This is a genomic window from Methanobacterium sp., assembly GCF_038562635.1.
Taxonomy (GTDB): domain Archaea; phylum Methanobacteriota; class Methanobacteria; order Methanobacteriales; family Methanobacteriaceae; genus Methanobacterium_D.
On record NZ_JBCFBO010000001.1, the window covers coordinates 877,082 to 899,844 of the forward strand.

Here is a 22,763-nt window from a genome sequence, read left to right on the forward strand (position 1 = left end):
TGGGGCTGCCGAGATTTGAACTCGGGTCGCCAGCATTCCGGTGTGACCATCCCCGATCCAGTTGAAAAAATATTATTTCAAGAATTGTTGATATTTAGTTCAATGGCTGGGAGGATGGACCAAGCTACCCTACAGCCCCTCACCATACTTCAACGTGAGCTATTAACATTCTTCTACAACAATACTTAGAAATTCCAAGATCATCAAGAACTTCTTTTGGGTTTTCTCCGTCTTCTACCCTTTTTTTGTATTCATCAAAAAAAGCAGAGACAACTTTACCACAGCTTATACATCGTATAGGAATCATGTTTTACCATCTTTTTAGTTTTTAATAAATTCCTTGTATCTGCAAAATTACAGAAATTATGTTAATATAAACATTTTTTTTTCTGTATATTACAAATCATAGTTTAATATTATAGTTTTTAAATAAATCCTTTTTTATAAAAAAATAGGAAATATTTAAAATATTTTAGAAAATACAAGTATTTTCTAACTCCCCAAAAATCGAAGTTAGAGAAAAATGTTATCAAAATCTCCGATTTTGATACAGCAAAAACAGAGTTTTCGCATGCTACGCATTTTTCTATACGTCAAAAATCGTTGATTTTTGACAGATTTTTGAGGATTTTTAAATCTTCTTGCATTTAATATGTAAAATATAAAGGTTTTTTTCGGGGCAAGAAGATTAAATAATAGATTACCTGTAACTTTTCTGCCTTCTAGCTCTGGCTCCTCTTCCACCGTACTTTTTAGGTTCGGATCTTCTAGGGTCACCAACAAGCATAGTTCGGTCATACTGAGTGAATTTTTCTTTTAAATCCATGTCGCTTGTCCACTGTATAAGTCCTTTTGCTATGACCATACGTGCAGCTTCAGCCTGTCCCATTACTCCTCCACCGACAACTTTAACATCGATATCGAGGGTGTTGACAATGTCTCCAGCAAGTACTAATGGCTCTGTAATTTTGAGTCTTGCAAGTTCTGGATCGTAAAGTTCAACTGGGCGTTTGTTTATTCGGATTCTTCCTTTTCCTTCTCGGAATTTACCCCTTGCTATTGCAGTTTTTCTTTTTCCGCTTGTGTGAATTACTTTTTTCATATTAACACCTATACTTCAAACTTTGCTCCAAGTAACTTTGAGAGGGTTCCAAGTTCGATACTTTTTTTAATATTTTTAGGCATTGCTTCTTCTAATTTAAAGATTTCAGCATCTGCAAATTCTTTTGGGATTCCTACAAAGACTTTAAGACCTTTGAATGCTTCTCTTCCGCTTGTTTTCCTGTAAGGTATCATTCCTCTTACAGTTCTTCTAAATATATCATCAGGTCTTCTTGGGTATTTTGGTCCCATTTTCCTTGGATTTGATATACTTGCTCTGTCAACTCTTTGTTTGTACCTTGCATATGCCCATTCTTTTGTGCCTGAAATTAAAATTTTTTCGGCATTTAAAACTACTACACTCTCACCATTTAGAAGCATCTTGCTTACTGTACTTGCAAGTCTTCCCATAATGAGTCCTTCGCCATCTATAATCATAAAAATACACCTTTTTTACTCGATTATCCTTATTTTATTTCCCTTTGGATTTTCATCGAGAATTTCTGAGATTCCTAAACATTTACCGCCAGCAGCATCTATTTTTTCTTCAGCTTTTTTTGAGAAGCTAATTGCTACCACGTTAACTTTATGGTCCAGTTCACCACTTCCAAGGATTTTTCCAGGGACTATGATGGTTTCATCTGGAGATGAATGTCTGTTTATTTTAGATATGTTAACTTCTGCATACCTTCGGGTTGATCTCTCAAGCCTTTTTGCGATATCTTTCCATATACTGACATCTTCCTGGTATGACTTCTCTTTAAGGTTCCCTATAATTTCTGTGATTTTCGGATTTGTCTTTGTAAGTTTCATTTAACTTCCTCCTTTAGAAAATGCCACAATTTTTTCTGATTTATCCTTCAGGATATCACATGCATTTACTAAAACTTCTTCAGGAGATAATGACCCGTCTGTTTCAATTTTAAATATGAATTTACCTTCCTGTGATTCAACATGAATTGATTCCTGCTCACATCCCCTCACACAGGTTTTGCACATTGAGCAGTTCTCGATATCTGTGATAATGATTTTTCCTTCAGCCTCATCATAGTCCAGTACATTTCTTGGACATTGTTCCACACATTTCCCACATGCTTCACAGGCATCATCGATTGTAATTAAAGGATAGTACTTGTATGCACATGTTGTTGTAGGCTGCCATTTGGCGTGTTCCAGTCCAATTCCAAGTTTTGCTATAGCTTCAAGTTCTACTTCTTCCCCTTCTCTTAATTTTAGAAGTGGAATTGTATCATATACTGGTTTTACAGCTTCGTGAGTTGAACTAAGGTCTCTAGAGTATACAACTTTAGGACCTACTTCTTTTAAAATTAGAGATACACTGCAACTTGGACAGCCATTTTCGCAGTCGCATTCAGATGCCAGTTCAAATGCTTCTATATCTGTTTCAAGTGGTACTAACCCTAATCTATGAGCTAAAACCTCATCAAATAAAGCGGCATCATTTTTAACTATTGCAACTGTTTCTATGGCAAGTGTTGGAACTTCGACAGTACATATTCTCCTTATTGCATTTATAAAGGAAATATCTACACCATCGACGATAAATGTGAGTTCATTATCATTTTTTTCTCGAACATTTATCTCCATGTTAGACCCTTCTTCCCCGTTTACCTCCAGGTCTTCCTGTACCGTCATGAGGAATTGGGGTAACATCTTCTATTTTTCCTATTCTGATACCAGCTCTTGCAAGAGCTCTTATTGTAGCTTGTGCACCTGGTCCTGGAGTTCTTGGTCCGTTTCCACCAGGGGCTCTTACTTTTATGTGTAATCCAATTATTCCTTTTTCTTTAACGTCGTCTGCTGCTCTTGTTGCTGCTTCCATTGCTGCAAATGGAGATGACTCCTGTCTATCTGCCCTTACAACTTTTCCACCAGACCATTGAGTAATGGTTTCGGCTCCGGTTAAATCAGTTATAGTGATTATAGTATTGTTAAAGGATGAATAAATGTTAGCTACACCCCATTTTTCTTTTTCTGCCATTTTATCACCTTTTTTAGTTATGATTCATCAGTACCTGTTTTTTCAGTTCTTGCTTTGTACTGTTTTTCTACGGGTGAAGCTGGGTAAAATCCTATAAGGTCTTCTTCCCCTCTTTTTATCATGTAGCTTGGTGAATCAACTTTCTTCCCATCTAAAGCTATATGTCCATGTATAACAAACTGTCTTGCTCCTTTTGCAGTGGTAGCAAGTCCTTTTTTATGTACCATGGTTTGTAATCTTCTTCTTAAAATATCTTCTACGGTTAAATCCAGTACATCTTCCAGATTTGCATTTTCTGCTAAAATACCAGAGCGTACAAGGTGATTAATAAGATCCTGTCTTTCCTTAATTGTCTGTTCAGTTAACATACCTAAGAGGTGTCTTGCATCTCTCCTGTATCTTTTAACCATAGTTTCAGCTTTCCATATTTCTTTTTTATTTTTTAAACCGTATTTTTGGGTAAGCTTATTTTCTTCTTTAATCCTATCAGCGTTCCATGGATGAGGTGGTGTATCATATTTTTTTCTTGCTCTTCTTGGATGTCCCATACTATTATCTCCTTTAAATTATAATTAGGCCCTTCCTCTCCTTCTTCTAACACCAACAGATGATCCTTTTCTGAAGGTAGATTTGGTTCTCTGTCCTCTAACTGGAAGTCCGACTTCGTGTCTTCTTCCTTTGTAGCTTCTTGTTTTCTTCATTCTGTTTAAATCTTCCCTTAATGTCATCATAAGGTCAGATTCAATTAAATGACCAGTTTCGCCTGTTTCATAATCGTTTCGTCTGTTTAACATCCAGTCAGGAACGTTATGTGATGACGGGTTCTTGAGAACTTCTTCAATTTCCAGTACTTTTTCATCAGGTAAGTATCCAATTTTTTGACTTAAGTCAAGATCCATAACAATACCTACTGCTCTGGATAGTGCTTTGCCTACTCCTTTGACATCAGCAAGAGCATTTTCAATGGTTTTATTACCATCTACATCCTTTCTGGCAATACGGACCAAGTGTTTGAATTCTTCTTCCATTATTTGACCTCTAAACTTTTTTATAAGACCAGAATGCCTTACTTCTTTGTTTTCCAGTATAATTTAATTAATTTAAATAGTTGTGCAAATTAGAGCAAGATTTTGTATCCAGTATAAGTTTGGACGGGTGAATACAAAGATAAAAAAACTTGCTTTTAACGTCCTCAAACACCGAATGTTTGGGACACAAAATTTTATTTAAATTTTGAGTGCTCTCGAAAATCTTTTCGAGGCATTAAAAACCACAGGTTTTTAAACGCCGGGACTGGGATTTGAACCCAGGCGGAGCAAAGCTCCACAAGATTTCCAGTCTTGCGCCTTACCAAGCTAGACTATCCCGGCATATGATTAATTTGTTGTATACATTAATTAGTTTGCAATATAATTACGTGTCCAATTGCTAGACATAAAGTGTATGTTCTTAAACCTTTAAAAGCTTAATGGTTGTATCGGTTGCATAATCCAGTTCAACTTTGAATTTATTTAAAGAATAGTCTTTACTTGATAGCTGAAAACTTGAATATTCATATAAAACTTCTACTTCCACATCTTTGGATATGTTCCAGGTTCCATAAAAACTTTTTTTACATCTATCACTATACCTTTATTTGCTTTATATATTTCCTTAGATGTTTTTAAACTTTCACCTGCTGCAACAAGTTCACCTTTAAGTGTCATAATTGCTACAGTATCATTTTCTTTAATTTTATCATCAAGGCTTATTATTCCACCTGCTGCAAGGTCTGCACCATGACAAAGCGCATCAATTGCAGAATCCCTTATGATAATTTTAGGGAGATGTTTTACTGCTAACTCCATAGGAAGTATGCAGTCCCTAAGGAAAGATTCATCTCCTTCTTCCTTCCAGATATGATATGCATCAGTTAAATCTTGAAGGGTAGTTAATGTTTCATCCTCTGTAAATGGTCCAGATTTGGTCCTTCGAAGTTCTGCCATATGAGCACCTATTCCAAGTGCTTCACCTACATCATGGCAGTACTTTCGTATATAAGTTCCACCTTCACATCCTATTTTAAAAAGGACATCCTGGCCATCTATCTCAAGGATATTAACATAATAAATATTTCGAACTCTCATTTCGCGCTTTACAGCAGATTTGAGTGGTGGTGTCTGGAAAATTTTTCCCTGAAACTCCTTCAATATTTCTCTTATTTCAGTTTCTGAAATTTCCTCATGCAGGTGCATAAGACATACATATTCTTTATCCGCACCCAGCAGCATTTGAATAGCCCTTGTAGCATAATCTATGCCTATAGGTAAAACTCCAGTAACTTTGGGGTCTAAGGTTCCCCCATGACCTGTTTTTTCCACTCCAAGAATTCTTTTAACCCATGAATCGATTTCATGGGATGTTGGGCCTGAAGGTTTATCAAGGTTTACAATTCCTCGTTTTATATGATCTTCTATGGGTCTTTCATCAGGGAAAGTCCCGTAGTCTAGATCAGTTTCACCTTCGGCTTTTATAAGTAAATCTGCCATTAAATAACCTTAAAGTTCCGCGTTTATACACGATTAAGCTGCTGCTTCGAGTTCTTTTTTAATTTCTTCTACATTGTCAGATTTTACTTCAATGGTCTGATCAACTGGTTCTAAATGTTTTATGTTACATCTTCTGTTTTTGATGTTTGTTCCAACAACTTCAACGAATTTATCATCTATAACTTCAACTATAACACATTTTTCGCCTGCTTCTCTTCCTGCAATCTTAACACATACTCTTCCTACTTCTATTGCTGGCATGAAATCACCTCTACTACTTTTAATATGATATCAGCGATGCTTAGAGCATTAAAATTTCCGGTATTTATGATGAGGTCATAAATTTCCATGTCATTAATGTCAATACCATGAATCTCATGATATCGTTTTGCTTCGCTATTACTTCTTGAAATTATTTCTTCCTTGACAACTTCATATGGTTTATTTTCCCGCTTGCATATCCGTTTTGTACGGTCATCTATAGGCGCTATAAACCCTACTTTAAGGTCAGCTTCTACAAAATGTGCAGATAGTCTTCCCTCAACAATCAGATTTTTGCTTTTATTTGCTAGTTCTGCTTGTCGTTTGTCAATTAAGATATCAATATCATCATTCTCTTCAGCGAACTTACCAAATTCTAGAAGATCCATATTTTTTTCAGCAGCCATCTGGCGAAAAATATCACCGGCTGAGACATATGGAATATCCAGTTTTTTTGACAGTATTTTAGAAGCTGTAGTGGTACCACTCCCAGCTAATCCGCTGATAGTTATAATCATTCTTTCCTTGCCTCTCTCTTAAACACTTTTCGTGCACATTCAGGGCAAAGATTTCCTCCATAAGGCCTGTTTGGCCTTTTTTTAGATTTTGAAAGTTTGTTTATTTCATATGGTCTACCCCTTGGGACTCCATGAAGAAACTTACCACATTCTGCACAGATGTGCTTGCTTGGTTTTTTCTTCTTGTAACGTAAGACCGTTTTTCCTCCAGGGGTTTTTTTGAATATTCTTCTGTATGATCTAGATCTGTATCTTAATTGTGGCATATACATCTCTCCTAATTTTGTGTTAGCAAAACGCAATTAAGCAATTTGCATGATCTTGAATTCACTGGATGAATGTGTTACATTCCTCCAGCACTTTTAAGTCCCATCAATTTCCTGAATACGAATGAAAATCCGAATGCAGCCAGTATATACCATCCCAGCCATTCGATAACCATTCCACTTAATCCTGGCGATAGGTGATAGAACATATGCCAGATAGGGACTAAAAGTATATAGTAAGCAAAGGATGGTAACTGAATTACTATATTATTTAACTGTGATTGAGCCATCCACCAGAACACAATGAGTATTGGGACAAATGTCACTATCATTGGTCTAAATGACATAAGCATCATTTCTTTTTGAAGGCTCATGAACTCCATCTGCTTTTTTTGAACTTTTGCCAATGCTTTTGGATCGTTTGTTTTCCTCGCTTCCACCATCTCTTGATTGAACTCTTTCATCTCATCTTGAAGATACATGAGTCTGTCCTGATCCACAAGAAGCTTGTTTGCAAGTGTGGTCACAAACGAAATTATGGCTCCTATTGCAAATACAGCCAAAAATTTATTGGGACCAAAATAATATATTATGGGGTCAAATAAAGAGTTTAACCCTGCCATAATCCATTCTAATACCATTTTGTGTTCCTCTTATTTTAAAATATTTAATTAAACTATTTTAAAGTATTTATCATATTTTCTACAGGTTCTTCAAGCCTGTTGTCATGATTTTCAATAATTTTTACTGTAGCACCAGTAAGTGCTGAGTAAGCCATGGACATTGAACGGTTCATTTCTTGATGGAGCTGTATATCACTTAGTTTTTCCATATCTCTTGTTCTCGTTGTGTCGTTGAGTCTCCTCATCAAAATTTCATCGCTATCTGCTTCAATTAATATAAAAATATCTGGCTGAAGTTCGTCTAATACCCATTTTGGAAGTCCAGGTAAAAAACCAGCAGGTGTTTTTATAGTACAGTGAGTATCGACAATAATATTATTATCCTCTGACATCTCTCTTATACTTTTTGCAGCATTTTTCTGAATTTCTTTCTGTACATCAGGGGACAATTTTCTTAAGGCATCTCTATCTTCCACAAGACCCTCTTTTTGTGCAATTTCGAGCATTACATCCCCATAATTGACATGTACATAATCTAAAGATTCAAGTGACTTAGTTAAAACTGTAGTGCTTCCTGATCCTGGAATTCCTGCAATTACGCCGACTTTCATATCCGTCCCTCTTTAATCTCCTAAGAATTTCCTGAGCATTGGATGCATATCCATCAACTGTTCCTGCGCTATTTCTTCATACAGCCTGTATACTATACCCACTGTCAAAAGAATACCTGTACCTCCACCGAGTGCACTTGTTAAATCCGCACCAAATGCTAAAAGCCCGACAAATAATCCTCCAAGAACAGTTATACCTGGAATATATCGCTTAAGTATCCTTTCAAAATGAGCTCTACTGCTCCTTTGTCCAGGAATTTGCATTCCCATTTGATGAAGCTGTTTTGCAACCTGTTTTGGTCCTATTCCACTTAACTCAACCCAGAGCCACGCAAATATAACACATGATCCCAGGAATACAATAGCATAAATAAGCACTTTTAATGGATCTGTGAGTAATATACTTAGACTAGTTGGAGTTGTGAGGTAATATGCAATTCCATTTATAGCCTGACCATTTGAAACCTGTCCCAAAATTGGGAACCCTATTTTTTGGAACACAGAAGCAAACAACTGCACGTTCAAAAGTAGTGCACTTGTTAATATAACAGGCATGTTACTTGCATATATGAACCTCAGAGGATATTTTCCTCTTGCACCTTTCACCCCTCCATATGACAACGGTATTTCAATACGCATACTTTCCGCGTATACTACAATTAAAAATACTATGATTGTAGCAAGTATCGGAATAAGCAGAGTGAAATCAGGGTTTCCAGTGGTCAATAAATATATGAATTGTGGAATTTTTCCAGCAGGTACTCCTGGTGAAGTTGCAGATGGAAGGAAGTTAAATGCACTTACCAGTATTTGCTGGGATACCCCTGCAACAATGAAAAGCCCTACTCCACTTCCAAATCCCCATTTTGACACGACTTCATCCATATAAATTATAGCAATTCCACCAAGGGTGATCTGTGCTACAAGAAGTGCAGTAAAAGATGGATCTGATGGTGGGACAGCACCGGCTAAAACAAGCACAGCTGCCTCAAACAGTGTGAATATGATAGCAAGGAGTTTTTGAGTTCCTTGAAATAAAGCTTTATCCTCATGCCTTGAAAGATCTAAATTTAGTATCTTTCCCCCAACCAAAAGCTGGAGTATAATCGACGCTGAAACTATTGGTCCTATACCAAGTGTAAGAATTGAACCAAAACTACCCGCCATTACAGCTCTTAATGCTCCAAATTGATCAACAGCCGCGGAACTAAGCCCAAAAAGGCTGATGTTAGTGAGGGCAAAATACAGTATAAGAATTATACCTGTCCATTTAATTTTATCTCTAAAAGACAGCCTTTGTATAGGCGATCTGACCTGAGGAATTATTGAAAAAATTGGTTGTAGCTTTTCAAGCAAGAAATTCACTCCTTAGTTTAATACTCGTTTAAAGAATTACTACTTCCCCACCAGCTTCTTCTATCTTTTGAATCGCTAAACTGGAAAATTTAGGTGATTTTATAATTAAAGGCTTGCTTATTTTACCTTTTCCTAAAACTTTGTTGTAGCCAAGGTCGGTGATGTCTATTTCAATAGCACCGTTTTTATTAGTTGCTAAGCCCTGTTTTACAAATTCTTCTGATTTTTCATCTAAGTAGTCTAAGTTTACTGGAGCGAATTTGAAGATACTTCTTTGAGGTCTTTTAAATCCATATTTTCCAAAGTGTTTAGGATCGAATTTAACAGTCCATGTCCATTTACTTTTGTGAAGACCAGAGTTTCCTCTTCCACCTCTGTGACCGGCTCCTCTTCGTTTTTTAGAAGATCCACCACCCACAGTTCGTGAGCCCCTCATTTTCCTTATTTTTCGTGTCCTTCTTATCATAATATAATCCTCCCTAATAGGTTAGATCATCTTTTTGATGAGATCCCCTATTTTTTCCCCTCTGTAACCTAAAGTTCCAGATTCTACAAATGTCTTTTTAAGATCTTTATATCCTTTCCTTGGAGGGTGAAGTCTAAATAATGGTTTTATCCCACTGTCTTCCAATTTAGCACCAGATTCTATTACTGCTTTTGAAAGGTCTTCTATTGAGGAAAAGTCAGTGTTTTCCTTAACATACTCTTCAGTGAGTTTAACATTACCTGGTAATTTTCCTCTTTTTGATATAAGACTTGTTACTGAGTCTGCGTCAACTTCTCCCCAGGTTATGTAATCTTTAGCTTTTTGAAGCATTCCCTGATAACTAGGGGTGTCTTCAATTAAAACTGCGTGATTAATTCTGGTAAGCTTTAGCATTTTAAGTGTGTCTTCAATGTCTTTTCTGATTCCTGTCCTGCCTCTTACTCTTATTGCTGCAATCATGTTATCACCAATTATACTGCGACTCCAAGACTTTTAAGGTCGGATTTCCTTGCTTTAACTCTACTTAATTGTTTTAAAGCATCGAAAACAGCGTTTGCGAAGTTTATGGTTGTTTGAGTTTGTCCCATTGTCTGAGACCATACATCGTATATTCCTGCAAGTCCTAGGATAGTTTTTCCAACATCTCCTACTGCAAGACCTACTCCACCAGGTGCTGGGATTAAAGTTACTCTTACACTACCACTTTTTCCAGATACTTTAAATGGAACTGTGTGTTCTCTTCCACAAACACATCCCCAGTCACCACAGCCTCTTCTTACTTTGATTATATTATATTTAGCATTGTCAACAGCTTTTCTTATTGCAGGACCTACTTCTTTAGCTTTACCTTGCCCTAGACCTACATATCCTTTCTTATTTCCAACTGCGACAATAACCCTGAAATTAACTTTTCTTCCAGATTTGTGCATCCTCTGAACGAGATTTACATCCATTACTTCTTCTTCTAAATCTGGTAGGAGAGTGTTAACAATTTCAAGCTCCATGATTGGAAGGCCTTTTTCCAAAATTTCATCTATATCAGTTATTGTGCCTTCCTTGACCATACGTCCCAGATTGGTTTTTGGTTCCCATTCTTCTTTATTATAGTTCATCCTGATACCTCATCATTTATTTTTTGTTTAATCTTTCCAAAATGGTCAGGGAGGTCTTTTGGGGATAATCCATTTTTAATGTATCCTGAGAATCTCTTGTTGAGTTCATCATCAGTTAAAGATTCAGCGTACTGTGCCACATGTTCCCCAGCTATCCTCTCATCTGAAGGTAAAATTGCACTACCGTGAGGAATGTCAAGTCCAGCATCTACTGCACCTTTAAGTACTGCAAATATGTTTGTACCTTTGGTAGGTGACCTTAAACCGATGTCTAAAACAGCTTTATCTATGCCTTCATTTAACGCTTTTTTCCCACATAAAAATCCAGTTAGATATGCCGCAGAAGTGTTTTTAGTAGATCCGAGCCATCCCATTTTTTTAATTTCATTGGAATGTGCTGAAATTACAGTTTCATCCCCTTCTGGAGCAACTTTAACTATCTGTGATATTACATGATTGTTAGTGATCCTTACAACCATTCGTAATTTATCTAATTCTATGAGTTTTAATCTTGCTCCATAATTAGTTTTACCTTCTTTCCTTCTTTTAAAAGCCACTTTGTATCTTGATCCTTGTGCCAATTAAATTCCTCCTTATTTACCTAAGCAGACCATGATCCCTTGCATAGGTTTTCATGTAGGATTTGCTTCTGAAAGCGCCACCTTTTGCCATTTTATAGAGCTTTCTGTAGGTAGTTTTATTAATTTCCCTATTATTTCTCATATCTTTTAGATCAGTTCTTAAAGCACGTATAGTAGTCATCCAAGCTTCTTTCTTTGGATTTTTAGCTCCTTTAGCTCCTTTTGTACTACCATGGCCTTTTCTTCTTCCTTTTTTCTTTTGTGCAGCTATCTTTTTTGACCTATAGCTGCTTATGCCTTTTTGTGGTTTTGCCATTATAGCTTTATTATTTATTAGTTGTTTTACACTTTCTCGAGTTATGGCTCTTGATACTTCTTCTGTCCTTTCAGGATCTATCCATACCCTGTTTTCCCCGACTTTGAGTATATCTGCAGCCAATCTTTTTTGAGTAGTAAGATTCATGAAGAAACCTCCATTTCAACCGTTCAAATTCATGGTAGAACTTGATTCCAAACACTGAGTGTCCCCGGTTGATCAAAACTCTTTACGAGTTCAATAAATTTAATTTGCAAATGCAAAAACGTCAGTAAATAATACTGACTTTAAGTACTTTGCATTAAGTACTTAAATTCCCTTATTTAGAATCTTGATTCCTAATTCTTTTGCCCGTGCAAGCATTACTTCTTTTTTCCTTTTTCCAATGGTAGAACTAATTCTACCTGCTTGTGTAGCTGGGTCCAGGTTTTCAAGTTCTTTCATATTGCAGACAAGCACATCCATATATCCTGAAGGATGAAGTCCTCTTGTCGCTTTTGGAGATCCGTAACCTATTGCAGGCATTGCAGGTTTTCCTTTTTCGTATCTTCGGGTTTTACTGGTTTTTCCTTTAGGTTTCCTCCATTTATCTCCGAGTTTTTTGTATCTAAACCATTCCTGCCTTTTGAAATCTGGTTTTTTCATTTTGTCACCGCCTTATTCCCGACTTACAAAGTATATTCCATCCTGGAATACCCTTGGATCTCTTCCCTTTATTTTGGTAGCCTGTTCAAGGTTAGCCATAGTCTGTCCAACATCTTCCTTGTTGATACCTGTGACTATTACTTCTTCACCTTTTACCTGAACTTTAGCACTTCCAACAATTTTTGCTGTCCTAGGATACCTTTCACCAAGGAAGTTTTCTATGGTAACTTTGTCCTTGCCAGCTTTTACAGTCATAGGGAAGTGAGCATAAACTATTTTCATGTTATAAGTAAATCCGTCTGTTAATCCTGTTATCATGTTGCTGATATGGGACCTTATAGTTCCAAGCATTGCTTTATCCTTTTTTTTAGGAAAATGAGCTTCTAATACTACGTTACCATTGTCCTTTTTAACTACAACATTAGGATAGTTAAATTTCCTTGAGAGCTGTCCTTTTGATCCTTTTACAGTCACTCCATCTTCTACAGTGACATCTATACCCTCAGGAATAGGAATTTCTTCTCTAAGGACTACTGCTTCAACCATTTTATCACCTAAATTTAGTAAACATATACTAAGAGCCTGCCACCAATTCCCTTGTCTTTGGCCTCTTTGTGAGTCATGATTCCTTCAGGTGTTGTGAGGATCATAATTCCAAAGTTTTTAGATGGCAAGTACCTCTTTTCAAATTTTTCAAATTCGTCCTTTTTAACGGCGTGTCTTGGCTTTATTACACCGCACTTGTTTATATTTCCTTCAAGTTCAACTATGAACTGTCCAGCTTTGTTATCATCGACAAACTCAAATTCGCCGATATACCCTTCTTTTTGCATTGTTCTTAAAACACGCCCTATCATTTTAGATGCTGGTGAAATTTTACATCTTTTATTTCCCTGCATTTCATTGTTTCTCATGTTAGTAAGCGCGTTTGCTAGAGGATCCATAAGCACAATTAACACCTCTTAATTATATTTTTTAAACCCAATTTTAGGGGCGATTTCTCTGAAGCACTGTCTGCATAACATGAGCCCGTATCTTCTAACGAGTGCAGAATGATCATTGCATCTGCTACACTTTCTTGATGCTTTTCCGTATTTTCTTGGCAAATTAATCACCTTTAGTTAATATTTTAACCTGAAAATTTTCTTCCATAAATTTGATAGAGTCTTCTTTAGTGACTTTATGTTTATCTGGAACTTTTCTCCTCTGTATTTTCCTTCGGTTTATCCTGTAACCTGGTTTTTCGAAGGTTATGGAAACATCCATTCCAAATATACCAATATCTGGATCGTAACGCATTCCAGGAATATCTATGTGTTCGTGTATTCCAAATGAAAGATTGCCTTGAGCATCAAATTGAGTTACTCTTATCCTTCTTTCAATACCTTCCAGTACCATTTTAATAGCTTTATCAGCTTTTTCACCACGTAATGTAACTTTACATGCGATAGGCTGCCCTTTTCTGATACCAAATTCAGGGTTTGTAACTTTAGAATAAGTACGTACAGGTTGTTGGCCTGTTATGCTTGATAATAATTTTTCAGCCCTTGCAAGCCTTTCTCCACTTTCACCGACACCTATGTTAACAGTTGCTTTGGCTATTTTCACTTCTTCCATAGGGTTCATCTATTTACCTCCAGGAAGTGCAATTGCTGGTTCTTCTTTACCGATTACAAAAACGTAATCTTTTAAGGTAAGGAAAGTTTTTTTATCTTCAGTTTCCATTTCAACAGTGTTAGGCATTGAAGATTTAGTTATGTTAATTTCTTTTATTCTACCAATTTCACCAGTGTGTTTACCACCAGTTATAAGACCTATATTACCTTTTACAAAGTCAATGCTATCTGTTATTTCCTGTTCTGGAACTTTAAGAATTACTACATCCCCAACTTTGTATCCATTGTCTACAATATGATTTCTTCCATCATGGAGATTGAGTTGAGTTTTTCCTCCAGTTATGGTAGTTTTTTCTGTAATTTTGCAGAGTTTAAAATCTTTATTTTCTGCAGCAATGGAGTGGAGTGTTAACCTTCCTTTTTCATCAGGTAAAACCCTGTAAACTTTTTCAGATTTTGGAATTTCAATTACATCCATAAATCCAACAGGGAACTTGTAATCTTTTCTTGCTCTCCCATCTACAAGAATTTCACCGTTATTTATAATTCTTTTTGCTTCCCTTGCGTTATCAGCAACGCCGAGGATATCACGAACTATAAGGAGTAAAGGTAATGATCCTTCTATAGCATGTGGACCTGCATTTGGTTTAGTGGTCCATTTATTTTCTTTTGGATGAATTGGCCAGTGTTTTGGTGCTTTGAAACGTTTAAGATGTTTTCTTGATCCCATTATTGCCATTTTATCCCTTCCTTTCTACTATTTCATTTCTTTCGTCATCATCAAGATCCAGTTCAACTATTCTCAAGTTGGATGGATGTACTGAATGATAAACTTGATTCCCGTCTGGTTTCTGCACAGAAGCTCCTTCTATAAGGACCCTATAATTTTTAATATCGACTTTTTCAACTTTTCCTTCGTGATCTTTAAAGTCACCGCGCATTACCTGTACAGTATCACCTTTTCTTACAGGGATTGATCTTTTTCCGTACTGTTCCCTGAGTTCGTCACTTAATGTTACACTCATTAAATTATGACGTACGTGTAAAGGTGCTTTATGGAGGAATTTCCTCTGTTTTCTTGGTTGTTTTGACATTATAATCACCTAAAAATTTTAAACTATTGTACTTGCAGCGCTTCCGATACCCGGCCATCTTTCAGCTGCTTCTTTTGCAACTGGACCTCTTATTTCAGAACCCTTTAAAACACCTTCAGGGCTAATTATAACTGCTGCATTATCTTCAAACTTAACCCTTAGGCCATCTGCCCTTTTATATTCTTTTTTCTGTCTTACGACTACTGCAGTCATGACTTCTTTTCTCATGTCTACAGTTCCTTTTTTAACAGAAACTATGATCATATCACCAACACCAGCAATTGCAAGTCTTCGTCTTACACCTTTGTATCCTTTAACAGATACTATTTCAACTTCTCTTGCACCGGTGTTGTCAACGCATTGAAGTCTGGCACCGATAGGTAAAACTCTTGTAACATTTGAGCTGATAGCTTTCATTTTACTTATCTCCCTTGACTTCTATAACCACAAAATTTTTTGTTTTACTTAGTGGTCTGCATTCTGCAATTTTTACTGAATCGCCTACGTTAACGTTCATGCAGTCTGGTAGGTGTGCTTGTATTTTTGATTTCCTTTTTTCATATCTTTCATATTTTCGGATAAATTTGTAGAAACTTCTTTCTACTGTAATTGTCCTTTCTGCCTTGTTACTTGTAACTATACCTTCTAATATTTGGCCTCTTACAGGAAGAGTGCCGTGAAACGGACAGTTAGGATCTTCACATTTTTCTTTAGGTTCTGTAACGTCGATACCTATCATGTTATCACCAAAATTTCCTGAATTTCTTTTTTATTCTATCTTCAGGGCGAGCAATGATAATCTTACCCTCTACTTCAACAATACTGCCATCAGGCAAATAAAAATGAAAAGTTGCAACTCCCTTGGGAATTATTTTTTCAGTGCTATCCGTTTCAATTCGGATAGTACTCTTAGTTTCGTCAACAACTTTTCCTTTGATTCCAATAAATTCTTCATGAGTGCTGCCTGCAATCTTAACAGGAAGCCCAATTAACTCATGACGAAATATGTTTTTAGGAGTTATCATTTTTTAATAGTATTTGAAAGTCTCATTACTTCGTGCGATCCAGATACTTTGGACCCTGAGATTCACTTGATATTACTGAATTTTACTGATCTGAGTTTTAAAATTTCAAAACCCTCAAATCAGAATATAATTTGGAGCAAAGCTCTGTATTTCATCCTTGAAAATCAAAGATTTTTGTTTTCAGGACAAGTGAACAAGCCTATAAACACATTGCTTGTGCTCCATTTTCGTCTGCAAAATTACCTTATCTCTATGGTATCTGAAGAAAAACCCATATTAGCCAGAACCTGTTTGACCTTCTGTTTATGATCCCCTTGAAGCTCAATCTGGCCTTTTTTAGCTGTTCCTCCACAGGCACATTTTGCCTTAAGTTCTTTTGTCAGTTCCCTAATATCAATATCGTGCTCATCTATACCTTCTACGATGGTCATAAGCTTTCCGAATCGCCTTCTTACTGTGTATACTTTAACTTTCTGAATCTCTCGAGCTATTTCCTCACAGACACAAAGTTCTTCTGGAAGACCACATATTTCACAGACTTTCATCTATTTTACTTCTCCCTCTGTTTTTCGTTCATTATGGTAAGGACACGTGCAATTGTTCTTTTAAGTTCTTTAATTTTTCCAGGGTTATCATAAACTCCGGCTGCAGAACTTTTTGAAACATTTTTTGCATATTCTGCTTTGAGTTCATCCAGTTTTTTCTGGGCTTCCTCAATATCCATTTCACGTATTTCTTTGCTCCTTAATATTACCATGTCATTCCATCCCTTTTATATTTATTGTATCCGTCATTCTATTCTGTTTTCTCTGGTTCTTCTTGTGCTTCTTTTGTATCTTCTTCGTCTTCACTTGTTTCTTCTGGTTCTTCTTGTGCTTCTGGTTCTTCTGATTTTTCTGATTCTTCGGAGGTAGTGTCTTCGATTTCGCTTGTTTCTTCAGCTGCTTCTTCTTCGACTTCTTCAGAAATCGCACTAGGTTTTTCTTCTACTTCTTCAGGGGACTCTTCAACTTCTTCTGTTTCTACAGTTTCAATAACTGCTTCAACTTCTGGTTCTTCAGTTTCAACCTTTATGATATCCACTTTATCAGGTAAAACCATTCCCGGTGGCATAATTCTAACATATATTCCCAGAACACCAGGTTTTAGTTGAACTGTTGCAAATCCGGATCTGACAAATCTTGTGGATGGTTCTCCACATTTTTTAAGGTATCCGTCGTTGAATTTTGCAGTTGCAGATCTTGCACCCCTTATTTTACCAGAAATTGTAACTTCTACACCCTGTGCTCCAGCACCCATAATTCTTCTAAGTGCTGTGTATGCAACTCTCCTAAAGTGCATTCCACGCTGTAGCATTGCTGCAATTTTATGAGCCATTATTTTTGGGTTAAGTTCAGGAACGTCAACTTCTTTAACTTCTACTTGAGGATTTTCAAGTCCATAGTTTGATTTTAAAGTTTGAGTTATGTTACGGACGGTTTTTCCACCTCTTCCTATAACCATACCTGGGCGTTCTGCATAAACAACAACCATTGTACCTAGAGGAGTTAGTTGGACTTCCATTCCACCATATCCAGCTCTTTCAAGCTCACTTTCAAGGTATTCATCAATCCTTGTCCTTTTAAGACCTTCTGTAACGAAATCTTTTTCAATCATGTAATCTATGCCTCCCCTAGAACGATTTGTACGTGTGTAGTTGGTGTGTTAAATGGGCTAGCCCTTCCGAAAGCTCTTGGGGTCCATCCTCGTATTACGTATCCCCTGTGGCTGGATATATGCATTATCTTGAGATTTTCTGTATCAAGGCCTTTATATTCAGCGTTTGCTTCAGCATTTTTGAGTATGTCAAGGATCTGTTTTGCAGCTTTAACTGGGTATCTACCAGTTGGCCATCCTCCAATTCCTCTTCTGTGACCTACTTTTTTGTTATGCCTTTTAAATGGAACCGCAGTTTTCATTTCAATTACGTCTTCAAGGTAAGCTTCAGCTTTTTCTACCTTCATTCCTCTTATCTTGTTACATATCTCAACAGCATGTTTTGGAGAGATCTTAAGAGATCTTCCAAGAGCTTTTGCTGTTTTAGACTTATCGTCGTCTGTAAAAGCGTAGTTAATCTTTGCCATTGTATTCTCTCCTTATTTAAGAGGTACGAACATAGATGACCTTGTAGCACCCATTCCCGGATCTCCGTGTTCTACTCGTTTTCTTGTTGGTGCAAATTCTCCGAAGTAACATCCAATCATTTCTGGCTGAATTGTAACTTCAGTAAATTCTTTCCCGTTGTAAATTCCAAAGGTTACTCCAACCATTTCTGGAAGGACAATCATATCCCTACAATGGGTTTTAATTATTTGAGGTCTTCCGCCCTTGTTTTCATCTTTTTTTAATTTTCTAATTTTTTCGAGTACTTTTTTCTGCCTTGGTAAAAATCCTCTTTTTAAGGATCTTCTCTGTCTTGATGGGAACAGATCTATAACGTTATCCAATGGCATTTGCTGTAACTCTTCTAAAGTATAACCGCGATATACAAATTCTTTTCTAGCCAATTAGTCTCCTCCTTATAACTTATTTTACACTCAAAAATCTGATGATTTTCGGTGCCCCAAACACTTCGTGTTTTAGGGTTCCCTTTTTTCAATATCTTAAGTTTATCTTCTTCGCCCTGTTCTTTTAGCAGCAATTGAACCAACTTTTCTTCCTGCTGGCGCATGTCTTGAAACTGTAGTTGGCCTTCCTGGATGTTGTCTGTTTCCACCACCGTGTGGGTGATCTACAGCATTCATTGCTACTCCTCTAACACTAACATTCTTTTTACCTTTAGCATTTAAAGCATAGAATCTGTTTCCAGCTTTGAGGAATGGTTTTTCCTTTCTTCCTCCTCCAGCAACGACTCCGATTGTTGCTCTGCAGGCAGGGTTGAATGCTTTCAATTCTCCAGATGGCAATTCAACGATTGCCTTTCCTACATCATGGGTTATTAAAGAAGCGTAAGTACCAGATGATTTAACGAATTTTCCGCCATCTCCTGGATTTTTTTCAAGATTATATAATGGTGTACCTTCTGGAATTTGTGCAAGTGGTAATGCATTTCCAGCCTTTATTGGTGCTGAAACTCCAAATTCTATATCATCATTTATTTGTACACTTTCCGGCGCTAAAACAAGTAACTTTTCGCCATTTTCAAACTTTACTAATGCCACTGGTGCACTTCTTCCAGGGTCATGAATAATATCAGCAATTTTTCCTTTTAAACTGCCTTCTTTCTCTATACTGTCATATGATCGGTATTCGATTTTTCCTTTAAATCGATGCGATGCACTTCTGTGAGTAGGGGTTCCTCGTCCTCTCCTCTGTAATATCAAACGTTTTCCCATTTTTTATTCCTCCATACATGACCTATAAAAGGTCTTTGCGGATATCAAATTAAATTAAAGAATATTAAAATACTCCCATTTTAACTGCTATATCCTCTGCGCTATGTTCCGCTGCCAATTTAATATAGGCTATTTTTACACCCTTAGATGTAACCTGTGTGTTTACTCTTTCCACTTTAACAGCGTAAAGGTCTTCAAATGCATTTTTGATCTCAGACTTTCTAGCAGTCCTTAATACTGCAAAGGTTAGTTCATTTTTTTGATCAATTGCATTCATACTTTTTTCTGTTAAATGAGGTTTTATTATTATTGAATAAGGATCCATGTTTACACGTCCTTTAACTTATTGGAAAAGTTCACCTATCTTTTCAATTGCAGATCTAGTGAATATTGTAAATCTTCCAGGATGTGTACCTGGTGCTAAAAGTTCGGTGTTTAAATTTTCAACAGATACAATGTCAACGCCAGGGTGGTTTCTTGCACCTAAACTTATTCCTTTATCTTCCCCAACAACTATTAGTGGTCCTTTTGGTACTTTGTATTTCCTACCCCTCATTTTACCTTTTCCGGCTCTAATTGTTTTACCGGTTTTGGCTCTGACAATGTCATCCATTATTCCAAGTTTTTTAAATATTTCTCTTGTTTCTTTAGTGCTTTTAATTTTAGCTAATTCATCATCAATTACAAACGGAACCTGAGGCACATTTTCAATTTTGTGTCCTCTGTTTTCTACCAATTCTTTGTTTGTAGTTGCGGCAATTGCTGATCTTATTGCTAATCTTCTTTCTTTCCTGTTTATTTTCTCATGGTAAACCTTTATAGGCCTTGGTGGGTGTGCTTTTCTACCACCTACAGCTTGAGGTACAAATGCTGCTTTAGAACCTGCAGGGTGTCTGCTTCCTTTTACACGAGGCACCATTGCTGCACCACGACCAGAACCGTAAGATTCTGCAGTTGTTCTTTTTCCAGCCATAGGATCTGTACCCCATGGTTGAATCCTTGCTGTTTGTGAAGAAATGACTGCTCTTTTAATGATGTCTGGTCTAAATTCTTCGTTGAAAATATCAGGTAGCTTGATTTCGTCTATGACTTCGCCTTCCAGTGAATAAACCTTGATCTTTTTCATTTAATATCCCTCTTTAATTTTCCAAATATGATATGATTAATTTCAGACTCCCTGTTTTGAAGCAGTTGATATGTATGATATTTCAGGTGCATCATTATGTTTTCCATGAGGCCTGAATGCTTTTCTAAGTATTACAAGTCTTTTTGATGGGCCTGGAAGTGATCCTTTCACTAGAACATAATTGTTTTTCACGAGACCATATTTAACAAATCCACCTTCAGGATTTACGGCATCTGCTTCAGATGCATCTGCAATCTTAAGAATCTGTTTATTATACTCAGTCCTTTTATGATATCCCATTTGACCTGCTTGTGGAACTGTCCACATAGTCCTTTCTGGTGACCATGGACCTAATGAACCTACGTGTCTTCCTTTACTACTTCTTGCAGCTTTTCCGTACTGAATTCGGATACCCCATCTTTTAACAGGTCCCTGGAATCCTTTACCTTTAGTAATTGCTATGGAGTCAACATGTTCCCCATCAGAAAAAACGTCAGCTGCATTTATTTCAGTTCCAAGAACACTTGTAGCATACTCCAGTTTTTCAGCAACTGTTGCTCCACCAAGTCCGCATTCTATTATTTCAGGTTTTTTCTTAGGAACGCTTGTAGCTTTAGGATTAGTATGTATCAAAACACGTATATCAAAAACTTTATCAATATTTTCATTTAATTTGTTTAAATTAGAATCAGTATCATATTCTTCAGGTAATGGTATTTTACGCCTGAGATCTTCACTTAAATCACTTGCCATAATATCAATCATGGTTTTAAGCCCATAAGTTGTCTTTTCATATGCTCTTATACCCATTACAACAACAGGTGGCACTTCCAATACCGTCACCGGTGTGGATATTTCCATTCCTTCTGTTGGTGAATTTTTCCTGTTGTCATTCATCATTACGTGGGTCATTCCCACTTTATATCCTGCAAATCCGAGCAACCCAGTTTCTTCAACATTAGGCCAGGATTTAATCCTTGGTGATTGTTTAGATGCTCTTTTTCTAGGACTAAATGCAACTGATCCTGATCTTGGTTGGTGATGTCTAGTCATTTTAATTTACCTCCTTACTTAACAATTCATTCAATTTTCCGAGTTCTCTGCATTTAAAAGTAGATTAAATGCAGATAAAGTTGTTAAAACCGCCTCTTCAGTCCTTATAGTAGCAGTTCCTTGAGATGGAACTGTATTTACTTCAAGATCTATTATGTTTTTTCGGCCCTGAATAAGTTCATGCAAGCCTGAATAAGGACCACCAAACAAAATAGCCAAATGTTTGGCATCTTTTATCTTGTGCTTTACTTCATCTAAAATAGAAGTGATGGGCTCTGCATATCTAGAAGTTCCAATAACAAAATCGGGCTTTACTTCTAATATGCTTTCATACAAGTCCTTATAAGTAGATAAAACCTCATAACCCCAGTAAGAATCGGGTTTGTCTGGTTCTATTAATATATGTTCTTTCGAAAGTTTAACTATACGAAAGCTAAATATTTTATTTATGCTGAGTTTTTCACGACAAAGTGCGAGTCTATCCGCACCAATATCGACCATTGTACCTCTTCTTGTCCTTTTTACGGTGAACCCTTGCCTATAATCGCCCACTTGAGGTTCATCTGTAGGATGGTGAGGAGTTCTAAGCGGTGGAAGAATTCCCACGTTTTTTAATTCCCTTGTGATTGGAAATACCTTTTTTCGAAGGTATTGAGGCGTATTCATATAAGTGAGAACATCACTAATAAACTTTACCTCTTTACTATCAGAAATATCGTTGTAAACAACAATCTTATCAGCCTTAAATATTGCCGCAGATCTACCAATCAGCCCTACTTTGTAAGTCTTTATCCTCAAATCTTTACTCTCAGCAGTTATTGAGGCAGGTATAAAAATGGATAAATGTCTTAGTGTCATTTACCACTATCTGTTTTCTATCTGTTATATATATAGTGTACAACCTTTTTAGATTTAGCTTAAGTTATATATAAATACTAAGATACAATGTTATTACTCACAAAATTATTTAATAATAATTTATGATTTAAGGCTATTTAATAGTTTGGATATCAAATAACATCACTAATTATGGCGTTTTTTATATATAAATATTGTGGGAAGTTAAAC

General features: G+C 36.5%; 40 protein-coding genes and 2 tRNA genes. All 42 read right to left on the minus strand.

Going from position 1 to position 22,763, the window contains the following annotated elements:
• The 42 genes from AAGU07_RS04235 to AAGU07_RS04440 all read right to left on the minus strand — a co-directional run bounded on the left by AAGU07_RS04235 (position 1) and on the right by AAGU07_RS04440 (position 22,553).
• Positions 1-139 (minus strand) — tRNA-Pro (locus tag AAGU07_RS04235).
• Positions 140-307 (minus strand): DNA-directed RNA polymerase subunit N, encoded by a 168-nt coding sequence (locus AAGU07_RS04240; RefSeq protein WP_048079978.1) that lies wholly within the window; start codon positions 305-307, stop codon positions 140-142.
• A 393-nt stretch (positions 308-700) separates the two neighbouring features.
• The gene (locus AAGU07_RS04245; protein WP_069582867.1) at positions 701-1,102 is read right to left on the minus strand and encodes a 30S ribosomal protein S9; all 402 of its coding nucleotides are present in this window, start codon (positions 1,100-1,102) and stop codon (positions 701-703) included.
• An 8-nt stretch (positions 1,103-1,110) separates the two neighbouring features.
• Positions 1,111-1,539: a 50S ribosomal protein L13 gene (locus tag AAGU07_RS04250; RefSeq protein ID WP_342457949.1), complete on the minus strand. Its 429-nt coding sequence runs from the start codon at positions 1,537-1,539 to the stop codon at positions 1,111-1,113.
• Positions 1,540-1,554: 15 nt separating this feature from the next.
• Complete coding sequence (locus AAGU07_RS04255) at positions 1,555-1,914, minus strand: 50S ribosomal protein L18e (protein WP_342457950.1); 360 nt, start codon at positions 1,912-1,914, stop codon at positions 1,555-1,557.
• Positions 1,915-2,709: a DNA-directed RNA polymerase subunit D gene (locus AAGU07_RS04260; RefSeq protein WP_342459338.1), complete on the minus strand. Its 795-nt coding sequence runs from the start codon at positions 2,707-2,709 to the stop codon at positions 1,915-1,917. It abuts the gene before it with no gap.
• A 1-nt stretch (position 2,710) separates the two neighbouring features.
• Complete coding sequence (locus AAGU07_RS04265) at positions 2,711-3,103, minus strand: 30S ribosomal protein S11 (RefSeq protein WP_069582871.1); 393 nt, start codon at positions 3,101-3,103, stop codon at positions 2,711-2,713.
• 17 nt (positions 3,104-3,120) lie between these two features.
• Positions 3,121-3,651 (minus strand): 30S ribosomal protein S4, encoded by a 531-nt coding sequence (locus AAGU07_RS04270; protein ID WP_342457951.1) that lies wholly within the window; start codon positions 3,649-3,651, stop codon positions 3,121-3,123.
• Positions 3,652-3,675: 24 nt separating this feature from the next.
• Positions 3,676-4,131 carry a 30S ribosomal protein S13 gene (locus AAGU07_RS04275; RefSeq protein ID WP_069582873.1) on the minus strand — a complete coding sequence of 152 codons (456 nt, stop codon included), beginning with the start codon at positions 4,129-4,131 and terminating at the stop codon, positions 3,676-3,678.
• A 257-nt stretch (positions 4,132-4,388) separates the two neighbouring features.
• Positions 4,389-4,473 (minus strand) — tRNA-Ser (locus AAGU07_RS04280).
• Positions 4,474-4,668: 195 nt separating this feature from the next.
• Complete coding sequence (locus AAGU07_RS04285; protein ID WP_342457952.1) at positions 4,669-5,631, minus strand: RNA-guided pseudouridylation complex pseudouridine synthase subunit Cbf5; 963 nt, start codon at positions 5,629-5,631, stop codon at positions 4,669-4,671.
• A gap of 33 nt (positions 5,632-5,664) precedes the next feature.
• Positions 5,665-5,892: a 50S ribosomal protein L14e gene (locus AAGU07_RS04290; RefSeq protein ID WP_048079987.1), complete on the minus strand. Its 228-nt coding sequence runs from the start codon at positions 5,890-5,892 to the stop codon at positions 5,665-5,667.
• Positions 5,880-6,410 (minus strand): (d)CMP kinase, encoded by a 531-nt coding sequence (gene cmk / locus AAGU07_RS04295; RefSeq protein WP_342457953.1) that lies wholly within the window; start codon positions 6,408-6,410, stop codon positions 5,880-5,882. The genes AAGU07_RS04290 and cmk overlap by 13 nt, the downstream gene beginning before the upstream one ends.
• On the minus strand, positions 6,407-6,676 hold the full coding sequence (locus AAGU07_RS04300) for a 50S ribosomal protein L34e (protein WP_048079989.1): 270 nt from the start codon (positions 6,674-6,676) through the stop codon (positions 6,407-6,409). Before AAGU07_RS04300 ends, cmk begins: the two co-directional genes overlap by 4 nt.
• A 77-nt stretch (positions 6,677-6,753) precedes the next feature.
• Complete coding sequence (locus tag AAGU07_RS04305; protein ID WP_342457954.1) at positions 6,754-7,317, minus strand: EMC3/TMCO1 family protein; 564 nt, start codon at positions 7,315-7,317, stop codon at positions 6,754-6,756.
• A 35-nt stretch (positions 7,318-7,352) separates the two neighbouring features.
• Positions 7,353-7,910 (minus strand): adenylate kinase, encoded by a 558-nt coding sequence (locus AAGU07_RS04310; protein WP_342457955.1) that lies wholly within the window; start codon positions 7,908-7,910, stop codon positions 7,353-7,355.
• A 12-nt stretch (positions 7,911-7,922) separates the two neighbouring features.
• Positions 7,923-9,266, minus strand: coding sequence for a preprotein translocase subunit SecY (gene secY / locus AAGU07_RS04315; protein ID WP_342457956.1), 1,344 nt, complete (start codon positions 9,264-9,266; stop codon positions 7,923-7,925).
• 28 nt (positions 9,267-9,294) lie between these two features.
• Complete coding sequence (locus AAGU07_RS04320; RefSeq protein WP_342457957.1) at positions 9,295-9,732, minus strand: uL15 family ribosomal protein; 438 nt, start codon at positions 9,730-9,732, stop codon at positions 9,295-9,297.
• Positions 9,733-9,753: 21 nt separating this feature from the next.
• The gene (rpmD, locus tag AAGU07_RS04325; RefSeq protein WP_342457958.1) at positions 9,754-10,212 is read right to left on the minus strand and encodes a 50S ribosomal protein L30; all 459 of its coding nucleotides are present in this window, start codon (positions 10,210-10,212) and stop codon (positions 9,754-9,756) included.
• A gap of 11 nt (positions 10,213-10,223) precedes the next feature.
• Complete coding sequence (rpsE, locus tag AAGU07_RS04330) at positions 10,224-10,865, minus strand: 30S ribosomal protein S5 (RefSeq protein WP_342457959.1); 642 nt, start codon at positions 10,863-10,865, stop codon at positions 10,224-10,226.
• Positions 10,862-11,446, minus strand: coding sequence for a 50S ribosomal protein L18 (locus AAGU07_RS04335; RefSeq protein ID WP_342457960.1), 585 nt, complete (start codon positions 11,444-11,446; stop codon positions 10,862-10,864). Before AAGU07_RS04335 ends, rpsE begins: the two co-directional genes overlap by 4 nt.
• Before the next feature lie 16 nt (positions 11,447-11,462).
• The gene (locus AAGU07_RS04340; RefSeq protein WP_069582882.1) at positions 11,463-11,909 is read right to left on the minus strand and encodes a 50S ribosomal protein L19e; all 447 of its coding nucleotides are present in this window, start codon (positions 11,907-11,909) and stop codon (positions 11,463-11,465) included.
• A 162-nt stretch (positions 11,910-12,071) separates the two neighbouring features.
• Entirely contained in the window at positions 12,072-12,407 is a 336-nt protein-coding gene (locus AAGU07_RS04345; protein ID WP_342457961.1) for a 50S ribosomal protein L32e, read from the minus strand.
• A gap of 12 nt (positions 12,408-12,419) precedes the next feature.
• The gene (locus AAGU07_RS04350; protein WP_342457962.1) at positions 12,420-12,953 is read right to left on the minus strand and encodes a 50S ribosomal protein L6; all 534 of its coding nucleotides are present in this window, start codon (positions 12,951-12,953) and stop codon (positions 12,420-12,422) included.
• Between the two features lie 14 nt (positions 12,954-12,967).
• Positions 12,968-13,360, minus strand: coding sequence for a 30S ribosomal protein S8 (locus AAGU07_RS04355; RefSeq protein ID WP_083240879.1), 393 nt, complete (start codon positions 13,358-13,360; stop codon positions 12,968-12,970).
• A gap of 9 nt (positions 13,361-13,369) precedes the next feature.
• The gene (locus AAGU07_RS04360) at positions 13,370-13,522 is read right to left on the minus strand and encodes a 30S ribosomal protein S14 (protein ID WP_176720184.1); all 153 of its coding nucleotides are present in this window, start codon (positions 13,520-13,522) and stop codon (positions 13,370-13,372) included.
• A complete protein-coding gene (locus AAGU07_RS04365; protein ID WP_342457963.1) occupies positions 13,515-14,033 on the minus strand; it encodes a 50S ribosomal protein L5 in 519 nt (172 codons plus the stop codon). The genes AAGU07_RS04360 and AAGU07_RS04365 overlap by 8 nt, the downstream gene beginning before the upstream one ends.
• Positions 14,034-14,762: a 30S ribosomal protein S4e gene (locus AAGU07_RS04370; RefSeq protein ID WP_342457964.1), complete on the minus strand. Its 729-nt coding sequence runs from the start codon at positions 14,760-14,762 to the stop codon at positions 14,034-14,036.
• Position 14,763: 1 nt separating this feature from the next.
• Positions 14,764-15,117, minus strand: coding sequence for a 50S ribosomal protein L24 (gene rplX, locus AAGU07_RS04375; protein ID WP_069582888.1), 354 nt, complete (start codon positions 15,115-15,117; stop codon positions 14,764-14,766).
• 18 nt (positions 15,118-15,135) lie between these two features.
• Positions 15,136-15,534, minus strand: coding sequence for a 50S ribosomal protein L14 (locus tag AAGU07_RS04380; RefSeq protein ID WP_069582889.1), 399 nt, complete (start codon positions 15,532-15,534; stop codon positions 15,136-15,138).
• Between the two features lies 1 nt (position 15,535).
• Complete coding sequence (locus AAGU07_RS04385) at positions 15,536-15,856, minus strand: 30S ribosomal protein S17 (protein WP_048080003.1); 321 nt, start codon at positions 15,854-15,856, stop codon at positions 15,536-15,538.
• Positions 15,857-15,860: 4 nt separating this feature from the next.
• Positions 15,861-16,142, minus strand: a complete 282-nt coding sequence (locus AAGU07_RS04390) for a ribonuclease P protein component 1 (RefSeq protein WP_069582891.1) — start codon at positions 16,140-16,142, stop codon at positions 15,861-15,863.
• Positions 16,143-16,381: 239 nt separating this feature from the next.
• Positions 16,382-16,687 (minus strand): stress response translation initiation inhibitor YciH, encoded by a 306-nt coding sequence (gene yciH / locus AAGU07_RS04395; protein ID WP_048080005.1) that lies wholly within the window; start codon positions 16,685-16,687, stop codon positions 16,382-16,384.
• Positions 16,688-16,692: 5 nt separating this feature from the next.
• Positions 16,693-16,899, minus strand: coding sequence for a 50S ribosomal protein L29 (gene rpmC / locus AAGU07_RS04400; protein WP_069582892.1), 207 nt, complete (start codon positions 16,897-16,899; stop codon positions 16,693-16,695).
• Between the two features lie 38 nt (positions 16,900-16,937).
• A complete protein-coding gene (locus tag AAGU07_RS04405) occupies positions 16,938-17,798 on the minus strand; it encodes a 30S ribosomal protein S3 (RefSeq protein WP_342457965.1) in 861 nt (286 codons plus the stop codon).
• Positions 17,799-17,803: 5 nt separating this feature from the next.
• Positions 17,804-18,265 (minus strand): 50S ribosomal protein L22, encoded by a 462-nt coding sequence (gene rplV, locus AAGU07_RS04410; protein ID WP_342457966.1) that lies wholly within the window; start codon positions 18,263-18,265, stop codon positions 17,804-17,806.
• A gap of 12 nt (positions 18,266-18,277) precedes the next feature.
• Entirely contained in the window at positions 18,278-18,688 is a 411-nt protein-coding gene (gene rpsS, locus AAGU07_RS04415) for a 30S ribosomal protein S19 (RefSeq protein ID WP_048080009.1), read from the minus strand.
• 102 nt (positions 18,689-18,790) lie between these two features.
• The gene (locus AAGU07_RS04420; protein WP_342457967.1) at positions 18,791-19,516 is read right to left on the minus strand and encodes a 50S ribosomal protein L2; all 726 of its coding nucleotides are present in this window, start codon (positions 19,514-19,516) and stop codon (positions 18,791-18,793) included.
• Positions 19,517-19,580: 64 nt separating this feature from the next.
• Positions 19,581-19,841, minus strand: a complete 261-nt coding sequence (locus AAGU07_RS04425; RefSeq protein WP_069582896.1) for a 50S ribosomal protein L23 — start codon at positions 19,839-19,841, stop codon at positions 19,581-19,583.
• Between the two features lie 18 nt (positions 19,842-19,859).
• Complete coding sequence (gene rpl4p / locus AAGU07_RS04430; RefSeq protein WP_069582897.1) at positions 19,860-20,642, minus strand: 50S ribosomal protein L4; 783 nt, start codon at positions 20,640-20,642, stop codon at positions 19,860-19,862.
• A gap of 42 nt (positions 20,643-20,684) precedes the next feature.
• A complete protein-coding gene (rpl3p, locus tag AAGU07_RS04435) occupies positions 20,685-21,695 on the minus strand; it encodes a 50S ribosomal protein L3 (protein WP_342457968.1) in 1,011 nt (336 codons plus the stop codon).
• Positions 21,696-21,725: 30 nt separating this feature from the next.
• Entirely contained in the window at positions 21,726-22,553 is an 828-nt protein-coding gene (locus AAGU07_RS04440; RefSeq protein ID WP_069582899.1) for a putative RNA uridine N3 methyltransferase, read from the minus strand.
• Between the last annotated feature and the right edge of the window lie 210 nt (positions 22,554-22,763).